The organism is Planktothrix prolifica NIVA-CYA 540 (assembly GCF_963864145.1).
GTDB lineage: Bacteria > Cyanobacteriota > Cyanobacteriia > Cyanobacteriales > Microcoleaceae > Planktothrix > Planktothrix agardhii.
On record NZ_CAWLTW010000001.1, the window covers coordinates 1,562,327 to 1,575,171 of the forward strand.

Annotated in this window: 10 protein-coding genes and 1 pseudogene; 8 read left to right on the plus strand and 3 right to left on the minus strand. The window is 39.3% G+C overall.

Annotated features, from left to right (window positions below; genetic code table 11):
* The first annotated feature begins 48 nt into the window (after positions 1-48).
* From AC559H_RS07195 to AC559H_RS07205, 3 genes are all read left to right on the plus strand, one after another.
* The gene (locus AC559H_RS07195; protein WP_026794154.1) at positions 49-1,095 is read left to right on the plus strand and encodes a sulfate/molybdate ABC transporter ATP-binding protein; all 1,047 of its coding nucleotides are present in this window, start codon (positions 49-51) and stop codon (positions 1,093-1,095) included.
* 318 nt (positions 1,096-1,413) lie between these two features.
* Positions 1,414-1,734, plus strand: coding sequence for a hypothetical protein (locus AC559H_RS07200; protein WP_026794155.1), 321 nt, complete (start codon positions 1,414-1,416; stop codon positions 1,732-1,734).
* A gap of 269 nt (positions 1,735-2,003) precedes the next feature.
* A complete protein-coding gene (locus AC559H_RS07205) occupies positions 2,004-2,207 on the plus strand; it encodes a hypothetical protein (RefSeq protein ID WP_026786487.1) in 204 nt (67 codons plus the stop codon).
* A gap of 610 nt (positions 2,208-2,817) precedes the next feature.
* On the opposite strand, the gene AC559H_RS07210 is transcribed toward AC559H_RS07205, so the two are convergent.
* Positions 2,818-3,507 (minus strand): matrixin family metalloprotease, encoded by a 690-nt coding sequence (locus AC559H_RS07210; RefSeq protein ID WP_026794156.1) that lies wholly within the window; start codon positions 3,505-3,507, stop codon positions 2,818-2,820.
* Between the two features lie 816 nt (positions 3,508-4,323).
* Between AC559H_RS07210 and AC559H_RS07215 the strand changes: the two genes are divergently transcribed.
* The gene (locus AC559H_RS07215; protein WP_051319743.1) at positions 4,324-6,279 is read left to right on the plus strand and encodes a diguanylate cyclase domain-containing protein; all 1,956 of its coding nucleotides are present in this window, start codon (positions 4,324-4,326) and stop codon (positions 6,277-6,279) included.
* 69 nt (positions 6,280-6,348) lie between these two features.
* Here the strand turns inward: AC559H_RS07215 and AC559H_RS07220 are convergent, their stop codons facing one another.
* Entirely contained in the window at positions 6,349-6,951 is a 603-nt protein-coding gene (locus tag AC559H_RS07220; protein ID WP_026794157.1) for a class II aldolase/adducin family protein, read from the minus strand.
* Between the two features lie 509 nt (positions 6,952-7,460).
* Between AC559H_RS07220 and AC559H_RS07225 the strand changes: the two are divergent.
* Together AC559H_RS07225 and AC559H_RS07230 are read left to right on the plus strand one after the other, a co-directional pair.
* Positions 7,461-8,186: pseudogene (locus tag AC559H_RS07225) on the plus strand (WecB/TagA/CpsF family glycosyltransferase); the annotation flags it as partial.
* A 45-nt stretch (positions 8,187-8,231) separates the two neighbouring features.
* Entirely contained in the window at positions 8,232-8,669 is a 438-nt protein-coding gene (locus tag AC559H_RS07230; RefSeq protein WP_489640536.1) for a cyclic di-GMP-binding domain-containing protein, MshE-related, read from the plus strand.
* Positions 8,670-8,873: 204 nt separating this feature from the next.
* Here the strand turns inward: AC559H_RS07230 and cofH are convergent, their stop codons facing one another.
* Positions 8,874-10,022 (minus strand): 7,8-didemethyl-8-hydroxy-5-deazariboflavin synthase subunit CofH, encoded by a 1,149-nt coding sequence (cofH, locus tag AC559H_RS07235; RefSeq protein ID WP_026794158.1) that lies wholly within the window; start codon positions 10,020-10,022, stop codon positions 8,874-8,876.
* Between the two features lie 332 nt (positions 10,023-10,354).
* Here cofH and AC559H_RS07240 point away from each other — a divergent pair, with 332 nt between their 5' ends.
* On the plus strand, positions 10,355-11,464 hold the full coding sequence (locus AC559H_RS07240; RefSeq protein ID WP_026794159.1) for an RRXRR domain-containing protein: 1,110 nt from the start codon (positions 10,355-10,357) through the stop codon (positions 11,462-11,464).
* A 91-nt stretch (positions 11,465-11,555) separates the two neighbouring features.
* Positions 11,556-12,785, plus strand: coding sequence for a tetratricopeptide repeat protein (locus AC559H_RS07245; RefSeq protein WP_051319744.1), 1,230 nt, complete (start codon positions 11,556-11,558; stop codon positions 12,783-12,785).
* Positions 12,786-12,845: the final 60 nt, after the last annotated feature.

Consider the following 12,845-nt stretch of genomic DNA (forward strand, 5'->3'; position numbering starts at 1 on the left):
TTGTTTTAATCATTCCTCAATTCGTAATTCGTAATTCTTAGAGGTACTATGGGTATTATCATTAACAACGTTTCTCAAGTATTCGGTAATTTTCAAGCCTTAGATCAGATTAACTTGGAAATTAAAGATGGAACTTTAGTCGCTTTATTAGGGCCTTCCGGTTCAGGAAAGTCTACTTTATTAAGAGCAATAGCTGGATTAGAACCCCCTACCAGTGGACAAATTATTATCAACGGTCAAGATACCACTTATTTAGATGTCAGAAAGCGTAATATTGGATTTGTCTTCCAACATTATGCCCTGTTTAAACATCTTACCGTCCGTCAAAATATCGCCTTTGGTTTAGAAATTCGCAAACATCCTCAGCAAAAAATTAAAGCTAGAGTCGAAGAATTATTAGACTTAATTCAGTTAACCGGATTAGGAAATCGTTATCCCTCCCAACTTTCTGGCGGTCAACGTCAACGGGTGGCTTTAGCCCGAGCTTTAGCCGTGCAACCCCAGGTTTTATTACTCGATGAACCCTTTGGGGCCTTAGATGCCAAAGTTCGCTTAGAATTACGCAGTTGGTTACGTCAACTACACGATGAAGTTCACGTTACCAGTGTATTTGTCACCCATGATCAAGAAGAAGCCATGGCTGTCGCGGATGAAATTGTGGTGATGAATCAGGGCAAAATTGAACAGGTGGGAACCCCCTCAGAAATTTATGATCACCCGGCGACCCCCTTTGTTATGCAGTTTATCGGTAGCGTGAATCTGTTACCCCGTCATACAACACTATTTCAAGATTTTGATTTAGATTCTACTGCTACTAATATTTTTGTTCGTCCCCATGATCTGGAATTACATACCAGTAATTATCAACAACTTAGTGCTGTTGCAGACGTGAAACGGGTGACTCATTTAGGCTGGGATATTCAAGTGGATTTAACCCTAGCCGATGGGCGTGAAATTGTTGCCCATTTAAGCAAAGAACAGTTGAACAAACTGGAACTACAAGCGGGTGATCAAGTTTTTGTTCAACCCAAACGAGGATATAACGGTGATACCTGCGAAATTATATTAGAAGAAACCGCCGTAGCAGTCCGTTAAAATCCCTATTCCCTATTCCCTATTCCCTTCTCAGTCCCAGAGAGGGGTTTTTTTATTCAAGAAAGAATAATCAAAAACCGGAAATTTTACAAAAAGTAACGACAATGGCAAAACCACTTGCTCAACTGTCACATCCGTTACATAATGGATTTCGTCTTTTGTGTATGGGGAGCAAAGATTTTGGGGACGCGCCAAGAACTGGAACAATCTTCCCTATCAGAACCGACTTCACCAGAGATAGTAGCAATATCAACATCATTCTAATCCGACTCGCACCCAACAATTCAATGTAATCATTACCCATAAGGAAAGGTTGACATGAAAATCATTCAAGGATACAACCCATCAAAAACAATTTCCCCGATGAAGATTCGTAAAGTTAAAGGGGTAACAATTGTGGAGAAATACGGAGACAATCTCTATGTATTACCCGATGAAAATAATAATAAAACTGTACCAGAATTTAATAAAACTGACTCGTTTGATATTAATAATTGGGCAGAACAAGCAACGGATTTAGATGGATTCTACTTTGTTAATGCTATTACTATGACTGGAAACTATTTAGGTTCCGAATGGAATGATATTATTTTAGGGCTTAAATTCAGAGGATTAGCAACTTACATTTCTAATCATTAATTTCTACTACAATTGATTTAAGTATAGCAGGGAACAGCCCCCCTAGCCCCCCGTGCACGGGGGGTTTGGGGGGGAGAGAACACCGGGGGAAAACACTTTACCGTCTGGGTTCCAAGATCCGTCTGGTGTCTTAACTGCCTTGGCGGTTGCTATATAATGTTGATATTGTAGTGCTTAATCGATCTGATTTTGAACCTATTTTCTAATTTATCCTGATTCTGAGTCAATAGGTCTGTATAGATTACAAATTGACCTGACCGGGTGAAAGCATGAACAAGGTATTATCGGGAACATCTATTGATATTCAGCATATCGTCAGCAAAATTTACGCTACAGGTAAAATTACCCGCGCCGACCAAAACGGGTTAATGGCTTTAGTTTTTTCTGACCAAGTTTTAGGGTTACGCGAATGTAAACAAATCAGTGAAATTATTAATCGTTTAAACAACGGATGGTTAAAAGTGATTGATTAAAACTTTATTTATACTAATTGAAATTGCTCTTATTAATTATTGCAAAATATTAAACTGTGTAAATTTTCGTAAATTTGGGGTAGGCGATCGCAAAAGTCATGCTAACTTAATAGTTATAGGACACCGCTCAACAAAACGCAACTGTTGATAACAACCCCACCGGATTAAATGCTCGTGTCCGTTCTGCTTTAATCCCCTTGCAACACCGTCAGTGGCACTGTGAACTACCAAACTGTTGATATTGTAGAGGGTCAAGGACTCGCCTGGAGCTTCAAAACGATAAGGATTTAGTTGGCTTTGGGGTCAATATCGGAACAAAGGTCTGTATCGACTTTCCTAGTGCAATACTTCTGATTGGAAAAGTTGCAATCTGTTGTCCACCTTAGTTTAGTGTTTTGCTTTTTTCGTTAACTTATCTGAAATTTGCTTGAGTCAACTTAGTTTGTTTTATAATAATTAAGGTCTGGTCATTCTGTACCAGACCTTAATCGTTGGGACTGGATTTTTGGGCTATAGTGGAAGTGTTTGATCAAGACTGATCCAGCAAACCCTACATTAAAGTATTTTCCCTCCCAAAACCCAAAACCTATTACCTACTACCCATTACCTACTACAATACAGGCCATCCTAAACGAGTCGGTTGCTGATAAATCCGTTTTAAAGTATTAATATCTCTAGCAGAAATAGGCGGGGGTTCTCGAACTTGGGAAAAATACATGACGTCTGTGAGTTCAGGACTATGACCCCAAATTCCTAAAGCATGACCAAATTCATGAAGGACGGCGGCTTGAATATATTTTCCGGTTTGGGTGGGACTTAACCAAATTGTAAAGCGGTGGGATAAATAGGGAAACCCTTGGGGGGTATATTTAACCGAAACTTGATAACGGGTTTCTGCGGAACTAGCGCGTTTTTTCTGGGGGTCTAGGGGAGGATTTTTTCTAATAATTTCAATATCAGCATTTTCAGGTTCTTCAACTAGATTGAAGGGTAGATAATTATGCCATTTAAAAATAGCCGATGAAATACTTTCTTTCCAGTTTTGATCGGAAACGGGATTTTCAATATAAACTTTGATCGGAAAGTTTGAAAAAACTAAATGACCAAAATTAGGAGCTTCAATTTTATCAAAATAATCGCCTTGATTGTTTGGATCTTGCCAATGTTCTAAACTTTCTGGTAAAGGGTGGGGTTGAAATGGAATTTTATCATCGGTGGCAATAGTTAGGATTTGACTGATTAAAACTATAAAAAATGTTGTTAAAACCAGTCCGATTAAAGTTAGAAAATGACGCTTCATCAGTGATCAATCTAAGAGGAAAAAATCAAGCATTAAGACTCATTCAATTACCAAAGTAATGTAATGTCCCACTATTAATGAATAAATAAATGAACCCATAATTATTTGGATTAAAAAGGGTAGGAAAGATTTTATGTTATCCTGTTTGAACCTTAGAAATCCTCGAATTAATGACCAAATAAATAGAAGGCAATATCCTAGAGAGCCAAGCGGGTATAATAGAACTTCTATGTTTAAAATAATAACGTTATCATATTTATGTTGACACTCCTGAAGTAAGAAATTAACTTCCCACGGCCGATTCATTGGACAGACTGAAACATAATAATGTCGATAATTAATAACTAAAAAATAAAGTAAAAATAGAAGACTATAGAAAACACCAGAAACCCAAAAAATAATATGTTTTTTCCTGAACGGCAGAATTTTTAGCTTCATAGACTAAGAGGAAGATTTATAATATTTACTGTGAAGTTAGTTTGAGAGTTTAGCAACACCAATTTAATGGTTGAATTTATTTTATTAATTCCTGGCTTTCTGACCTAGACCGCAGAATTAACCCCCAACCCTCTATAGAGAGTGTTACAATGCGAGCGGGAACCTACTTCTGAATTTGATGCTTTTCTACAGTATCATATCTTACAAAAATTCAGCCCCAAAAATGTGTTATAGATATTTTTAGAATCGAATCCCAATCAAGTTCCTAGATTCTTAGCCTCTCAAGCCAATTGTATCAATTGCATCCCAATTCACCATCAACCTCTGTGCTAATCCAAACCAGATATAATCGGTAGTTATTCTAGGTAACCTCAAGGTATGTCTCTATCTCCGAGTGTTGAGGAAAATCAACGATTAGAAGCACTTTATCATTACAACATCCTAGATACGGCTTCTGAAGCTGCATTTGACCGAATTACGCTTTTAGCGTCTCGGTTGCTAGGGGTTCCGATTTCCTTGGTCAGTTTAGTTGAGCAGGATCGAATTTGGTTTAAATCCCGCCTGGGACTTAATTGTCCTGAAGTTGATCGAGAAGGCAGTTTCTGCGGTTTTGCCATGTACAATCAGGGCGTTTACTGCATCAATGACACCCTAATCGATCCCCAATGGTGTGATCATCCCTTAGTCGCGGGAGAATTTGGTCTGCGGTTTTATGCGGCGGCTCCTTTGTGTACGTCCGATGGACAACGCTTAGGAACCCTTTGTGTGATGGATCATCAACCCCATGAATTAAGTGAATTAGAAGTGCAAACCCTGCAATCTCTAGGGGAATTGGTGATCGAACAGTTGGATTTACGTCTAGCGTCCCAACGGTTACAGCAAACGGAAATCGCCCTGATGCAAAGTGAAACTCGTTTTCGAGCCTTAGTGGAACAGGCGGCGGATGGATTTCTGTTGCATGATTTTAATGGCCGGATTTTGGATGTGAATGAATTTGCTTGTCAGAGTTTGGGCTATACCAGAAAAGAACTTTTAAGTTTATCCCTTGAACAGATAGAAGTTGATCCGCTTCCGCTAGTATTTTTTCAAAGTTTAGTCCAGGGTCAACCCATCACCCTACAACGAATTTACCGTCGCCAAGATCAAACCACTTTTCCGGTGGAAGTGCGTCTGGGATTAATTCAAGTTGGGGGACAACAATTAATTCATACTTTAGCGCGGGATATTAGCGATCGCTTAGAAATTGAACAACAACTAAAACAGCAAGCGGAACGGGAACAACTGAATACCCGACTCACCCAACGCATACACGAATCCCTAGAATTAAGTCAAATTATCAACACCACCGTTACGGAAGTTCGTCAGGCTCTACAAAATGAACGGGTGATTATTTTCCGTTTTGATAACGATAAAGAAGGAGAAGTATTAACAGAATCCCTTGCTAATGGCTGTTTCTCTATATTAGGTAATCGCTATAAAGATTGTTGCATCAAGGAAACTTTGAGTCTGGAAAAAACCGATCAAGTTAAATCCGTTGCTGATATTGACACGGGTAATTTAAGTAATTGTCATCAAGAACTATTGATTAAACTTCAAATTCGAGCTTATTTACTCACTCCAATTTGGCATGGACAGAAAATGTGGGGGTTGCTAGTCGCTCATCAATGTTCTAGTCCTAGAAAATGGCAGGTTTGGGAACAGGAATTATTGGTCTCTTTAGCCGCACAATTGGCGATCGCTATTCAACAATCAGAACTTTATCATCAGTTACAAATTGTTAATCATGAATTAAAATATTTGGCAACTTCTGATAGTTTAACCGGAATTGCTAACCGTCGTTATTTTGATGAATATTTACAAAGTCAATGGGATCAATTATCTCAAGAACAAGCCCCCTTATCAGTGATTCTCTGCGATTTAGATTTCTTTAAACCCTATAATGATACCTATGGACATTTAGCCGGGGATCAGGCTTTGCGAGAGGTAGCCCAGGCTATTTCTAAAGCCATGAGATATTCTACGGATCTCGTCGCCCGATATGGGGGAGAAGAATTTGCCATTATTCTACCTAAAACCGGGATAGATGAAGCTATTTTAATCGCCCAAAATATTCAAACCCAGATTAAAAAATTAAAAATTATTCACTCAGGTTCATCGGTGGGTTATTATATGACTTGTAGCTTAGGAATTGGCATGGTTATTCCCTCGAAAAAGATGAATTCTAAACAATTGATCGAGATCGCAGATCAAGGACTATATCAAGCCAAAGCTCAAGGACGTAATCAATATGTTGTGTCTTCATTATCCCATTCTATGTCGTTAAATCAGGCTTGATATTGTTATCCATATCCCTATCCCTATCCCTATCCCTATTCCTTCTTAATCTTAAATTTTGGATACAACTCAAATAGGATTGCTATAGTTCAATAATATTTCTCCTGCTTCATCCAAATCTTTTCCAAAGGTTAAAAATCCATCTTCATGTCCAGCCATCACTAATATTTTTTGCTGACTTAAATTTTCTTGATCAAACAATCTAAACATTTCCTTTGCCATTTCTGGGGTTCCATATTGAACTTGTTTCCGGGTAGTCGGAACTTGATATAATAGATCGTGCCAAAGTTGGGGGTGATGAACATGAATAATGGCATTAATATCGGGTTGATAACTATAAATTGCAGCATGGGTTAGGGATTCAGAGGAGGCTTGAATTGGCCCGTAACAGGTGAGATGATTGTGTTGAATGTCAAAATCCGTCACAACGGTATAATGTTCCGGTTCTAATTGAGCTAAATGTCCGGTTTGACTCCCAGAAATAATAAATTGTAAAGTATGAGGAATACGGATACTGATATTTCCAAATCCAATACCATTGTCATAAACTCCAATTAATCCTAATTTATGAATGTGATTTCGCCATTGGATTAAAGATTTGATCGATTCAGGAGCAACTCTTTCCCCCAAAACCCATTCACAGGAATATTTAACAACGCCTTCATCAATCATTGTCCACCTCTGAATTTGAAACCGTAACTGGCTTCATTATTGTACAGATAATTGTTACCAGGAGCCAGAATACACCCAGCAATTTTAAGACAAATAGACCAATAAGATGTGATTCTATAACAAAATTTTCAACCGGAGTGGCTCTTTACCCAGTCTTTACAGAAATTCCCATTGAGTTTTACAAAAAAGTCAGCTAAAATGCCGGATTTTGTTGTAGAATAGTTTTATTCAGAATAGCTTTCCTCTACTTAATATAACTACAAAGTCGTAGCTCCTCATTGATCGATCAGCTACACTAATATGTTAGTAACAGATAGAGCTAAGTCTCTAAATCACAGAAACGGGTGGCAAAATCAAGAACATCTAAAACAAAGATTAGTTAACAACTCAATCATTGCACCATCAAATTGTAGCCAATAGCCAAGTCGAGTATTATGGTATAACTCTAACTAAGCTATTGCTAAATTGAGCTAATCCCAGTATTTTTTAGGATAGGAGGGCCAAACCCTATGGACGAAGAAATTAACATCCTCAATGTACGCATTCATAACATCACCATCATTGAGCTTCTGGAAAGACTTGGTTCCGAAGGTGGTACTGTTGTTACTCCTAATGTTGATCACTTGATGAAGTTGCAAAAAGATCCGGAATTTTATGAGATCTATAAGGGTTCAACCTACCGGGTTTGTGATAGTAAAATCCTGATTTATGCGTCTAAATTTTTAGGTCAACCCATCAAATAAAAGATTTCAGGATCAGATTTATTTCCAGCGTTCTACGATTATTACAAAGATAATGAAAAAATGACCATCTTTTTGATGGGAGCAGCCGAGGGAGTCGCTAAACGCGCTCAGGAAAAAATTAATGCCAAAGTAGGTAGAGAAATGATTATCGAGTCCTATTCTCCTTCCTTTGGGTTTGAGAAAGATGAGGTAGAATGCCAACGGATTGTTACTCGAATTAACGAGTCTGGAGCTACGGTATTAGCCATTGGTGTCGGCGCACCCAAACAAGAAAAATGGATTGCTAAATACCGAAATCAACTCAAAAATGTCAAAGTTTTCCTAGCCATTGGTGCAACAATTGACTTTGAAGCGGGAGAAAAAAAACGCTCTCCCCAATGGATGAGCGATCTGGGAATCGAATGGTTATACCGCCTATTTTCAGAACCCGGACGGATGTGGAAGCGGTATCTAGTTGAGGATTTTCCTTTTTTCTGGTTACTGCTATTACAAAAGTTAAAACTTTATACCCCGCCGTTTTCCAGCCGACAAGAATTTGTGAATTGGGAATCTCCCCGCTTGGGACAATTGCTCAGTAGAGCAGGTTTATTATCTGCTGAACAAGTAAATAAGGTGTTAGAATTGCAAAAGAAACAACCGGAAAAACGTTTTGGTGCTTTCGTCGTAGAGTTAGGATGGTTGGAACAGGAAACTGTCGATTTTTTTGCCGACTTCTTACCCGAATTAGGACTTTCTAAACATAGACATCCTTTAGGTTACTATCTCTATAAAGCTAAATTGTTAGATGAAGCTCAAATAGACTCAATCCTAGAAGAACAAGGTCAATTGAATCTGCGATTTGGAGAAGTTGCGGTGATGAAAGGTTGGGTAAAACAACAAACCTTAGATACGGTCTTGGATTACTTAACCGAAGAATTAAATGATGGTTCAACTGAAGAATTAACTGAAGAATTAAATGATAGTTCTGTCGCCTGAAAATCAAAGTTTCTGTTTTGTCCTTTCGACTCGTCAAGATGATTTAATCTTCATCCCGGCGAGTCAATCACGGATTTAAGAGGATTTCACGGATTTCACGGATTTTAATTTGTGTTAATCTGCGTAATCCCCATTACCGATCACGGATTTAAGAGGATTTCACGGATTTCACGGATTTTAATTTGTGTTAATCCCCATTACCGATTACCGATTACCGATTCGTAATTCGTAATTATACAGCGTATCCCGTTGTTGATGAGGACGTCCCAGGGAGGCGATCGCATTTTTCAAGGTTTCGGGTTCCATACAAGTGCCACCTTTAGCACCCGCCATGGTAGTAATGTGTTCCTCCATTAAAGTGCCACCGATATCATTACAACCCCATCGCAGGGCTTCTGTAGCCCCTTCTAACCCTAATTTCACCCAACTGGGTTGGTGGTTAGAAATCCAATTTCCCAGAAAAATTCGAGCCACGGCCGTTAATAACAGGGTGTCGGATAAAATCGGTTGATCCCGTCCTACCCGTCGCCGCAAGGGGGCTGGAGCCATTTCTCCCACAAACGGTAAGACAATAAATTCCGTAATTCGGGCGGGATAATTCTGGGCTTTTTGTTGTAGCGATCGCAACTGCTGTAAATGGTGCATTTGCTGTTGGGGTGTTTCAATATGACCCGATAACATCGTACTCGTGGTCGGAACCCCCAAACTATGGGCTGTTTCAACAATTTCTAACCAAGTGGCGGTATTAATTTTTTCAGGACAAATAATATTTCGGACTGAATCTGCTAAAATTTCCGCAGCAGTTCCCGGCATCGAACCCACTCCCCCATCTTTTAAAGCCATAATCACATCCGCATAACTAAGATCATCTTCTCTGGCGATAAATTGGACTTCTTGAGGTGAAAAGCCATGAAAATGCAGGTGAGGGAATTTAGTCTTAATAGCTTGGACTAAATTTAGATAATAGGGTAAGGATTTCCCTTTAATTTTCGCTTCTAGGTTTAACCCCCCCTGCATACAAATTTCCGTCGCCCCCCTGGTAACTGCATCGGCTGTTTTTTCCAAAATTTGCTGAATGTCTAACCAAAAAGCTCCTTCCTCCCCCGCATCTCGACGAAAAGCACAAAAACTGCAATGCTGTTCACAAATATTCGTAAAATTGATATTGCGATTAATAATATAAGTCACCGTCTCCCCGGCTTGTTGCGATCGCAAGGTATCACTCACCAGCCGAATATTCTCCCGAATCACCGGATCAGTTTGTTCGAGCAAAATCACCCCATCCTCTGGGGATAAATCATCACCTGCTACAGCACGGTTAAGAATAGTATCAACAGTTAAATTTAGGAGCATTTTGATCAATATTAATATAGAGGTGAACTTAATCGCGGGTGGGATAGGAGAAATCACCGAATATCAATTCTTTGTGTTTCCCCATTCCCCTATTTTTCGGATCAACTCCGGTGTTTATTCTTAAATCTTGCCTTCACTAACCCCGCCCTAAAAGTGCGGGGATTGCTTAAACCAATTTAGGCAACGCAAGAAGTGAATAGCTGATTGAGACTCAATTTGGTACAGACTTCCAAATACTTCTCTAGTTCGGACAAAATCTAAACCTGATTGGTTCAGGTGTTGGGTAAAGCCAAGACATCTTAATTGAGTTGAGCAAAGAGACTTAAACATTTATGGGTTATACCAAAATGCGAATCCCAGTAGTTGATCAAAACAACAAGCCGTTGATGCCAACCACACCAGCAAGAGCGAGGAAGTGGATTGAGTCGGCAAAAGCAGTTAAACGCTGGTCAGATTGTGGGCAATTTTATCTCCAATTAACGGTTGAGCCGAGTGGATACACAACCCAAAATCTTGTGATTGGGATTGACCCTGGCAAGAAATTCTCTGGGATTGGTGTTCAATCAGCTAAGTTCACACTATATACGGCTCATCTAATTTTACCGTTTCAGACAGTCCGTGAGCGCATGGATACAAGACGATTAATGCGTCGAGGTCGTAGAGGAAGAAGAATTAACCGGAAGGTTGAGTTTTCAAAACGCAACCATCGCCAAAAACGTTTTAGTAATCGTCGCCAAGGTAAACTGGCTCCATCAATTCGTGCTAATCGCCAATTGGAATTGAGAATAGTTTCTGAATTATTCAAAATCTACCCAGTTGCAGAAATCAGATACGAGTATGTAAAAGCTGATATTGACTTAACCAGTGGACGTAAACAAGCTAAATCTGGCAAAGGTTTTTCACCTGTTATGGTTGGGCAAAAATGGATGTGTAACCAACTGGAAAAGTTTGCGCCAGTTGTTAAAATTGAAGGCTATCGAACATCGGTAACTCGTAAATACTTGGGGCTAACCAAGAACAAAACAGACAAATCTAAGGCTGAATTCAACACTCATGCGGTTGATGGTGTAGCGATTGCAGCAACAGCTTTTGTTGAGTATCGCCAATATCACACGGCAAAAACTGATGGTGCTAATTGGTTTGGTAATGTTGTGATCACAACTGCTCAATTCCGAGTGATTCGCAGACCGCCTTTTTCTCGTCGCCAACTTCACTTAATGCTCCCAGCAAAAGGTGGAATGCGTCGTAAGTATGGGGGTTCTACCACTCGTCATGGATTTCGCAAGGGTGATTTGGTTAAATCTCCCAAGGGTGTTGGCTACGTCAGTGGTGATACCGAAAGACAGGTATCTGTCAGCGATGCTAATTGGAAACGGTTAGGACAGATTACTTATAGTAAAGTACAGTTAATTCGTCGTTCTAACGGGTTGATTGTTACTTAGAAGATTGTGTAAAGCCGTCCTTCGCTTCGCTAAAGGCCTGTCCTGAGCCGTGAGCCAGTCGAAGGGACGGGGTTTCAAACCCAGTTTTTCGATGAATAATTCGCTATTTTTTCAAAACCGGTTATTTTTATTAAAACCCCTAGGTATTCTAACGGTTAGTGCGGGAGTTTTGCCAATTTCCCTCGGCGTAGGAATCAGTTGGTTGTTACTCCATACCCCCCCGTGCAATTTTATCGGGGGACAATCAACAATAGTTCTAGCTCAAACTCCAGAAAAAACCGATCTTAATGCTTTATTTAAAAGCGGAATTGAACAATTTCGTCAAGGGTTATTTCCCGAAGCCTTAGCTACATTTAAAACGGTTTTGGAACAACAACAAAAACAAGGGAAACCCGAAGAAATTGCCGAAACCCTCACTTATATTGGAGAAGTTTATAGCAATTTAGGCAACGATACAGAAGCGTTAAAAGTCCTACAACAAGCTCTCACCTCCTATCGACAATTAAATCAACAAGCAGAAAATAAAAAGCCAGAGTATCAAATAGGAATCAGTCGGAGTTTAAATTTAATCGGATTTTCCTATCGCAATCAAAACAAAATCTCAGAAGCCTTGAAACTCCATCAAGAAGCTTTACAAATTGCTCAGTCTATTAATGATCGACCCAATATTGCCGAAGCCTTACATAATTTAGCCTCTGATTATAGCAGTTTAAAACAATATGATCAAGCCTTAAAATTCTATCAAGACGCCCGAAAAGTTCGGGAAGAAGTGGGGAATAAACGGGATCTAAGTCGCACTTTAAATAATCTAGGGGCGTTATATTTAGTTCAAGGAGATACCCAAAAAGCCTTAGAAATTTATCAACAGGCCCTAGCCCTGCGGCGTCAAATTGGCGACCAAGCCGGAGTCGGGCGACTATTAGGTAATATGGCGTTATTATATCGTCAATTAGGGGATGATACCCAGGCTTTAGTTTATTTAAAACAAGCCTCAGAATTCATGACTCGAATTGCAGATAATACTGGGGCGGCAAAAATTCATAATTTAATCGGAGAAATTCAGGAAAAATTAAAACAACCAGATCAGGCTTTAAGCTCCTATCAAAAAGCAATTGAACTGGCAAAATTAGCCAATGATCAAACTAATTTAACCACCGCTTTAAATAATTTAGCAACCCTTTATTATGCTCAAGGAGAATATTCCCAAGCCCTACAAACCTGGAAAGAAGCCTTAGCTATTCTGGAAAAAACTGGAAATCAAAAAGCAGCCCAGGAAACCAAAATCAGAATCGAAGAATTAGAGAAAAAACAGGGGGGTTAAACTTTGTGTCTTTGTGTCTTTGTGGTTAAATTGAACTTTACTTTTGTTAAGATACTAAAA

Excerpts from the sequence above, each read along its gene's own strand:
- AC559H_RS07205 (WP_026786487.1), top strand. The coding sequence starts at position 2,004 with ATGAACAAGGTATTATCGGGAACATCTATTGATATTCAGCATATCGTC.
- AC559H_RS07220 (WP_026794157.1), bottom strand. The coding sequence starts at position 6,951 with ATGATTGATGAAGGCGTTGTTAAATATTCCTGTGAATGGGTTTTGGGG.
- AC559H_RS07245 (WP_051319744.1), top strand. The coding sequence starts at position 11,556 with ATGAATAATTCGCTATTTTTTCAAAACCGGTTATTTTTATTAAAACCC.
- AC559H_RS07215 (WP_051319743.1), top strand. The coding sequence starts at position 4,324 with ATGTCTCTATCTCCGAGTGTTGAGGAAAATCAACGATTAGAAGCACTT.
- AC559H_RS07240 (WP_026794159.1), top strand. The coding sequence starts at position 10,355 with ATGGGTTATACCAAAATGCGAATCCCAGTAGTTGATCAAAACAACAAG.
- AC559H_RS07195 (WP_026794154.1), top strand. The coding sequence starts at position 49 with ATGGGTATTATCATTAACAACGTTTCTCAAGTATTCGGTAATTTTCAA.
- cofH (WP_026794158.1), bottom strand. The coding sequence starts at position 10,022 with ATGCTCCTAAATTTAACTGTTGATACTATTCTTAACCGTGCTGTAGCA.
- AC559H_RS07210 (WP_026794156.1), bottom strand. The coding sequence starts at position 3,507 with ATGAAGCGTCATTTTCTAACTTTAATCGGACTGGTTTTAACAACATTT.
- AC559H_RS07200 (WP_026794155.1), top strand. The coding sequence starts at position 1,414 with ATGAAAATCATTCAAGGATACAACCCATCAAAAACAATTTCCCCGATG.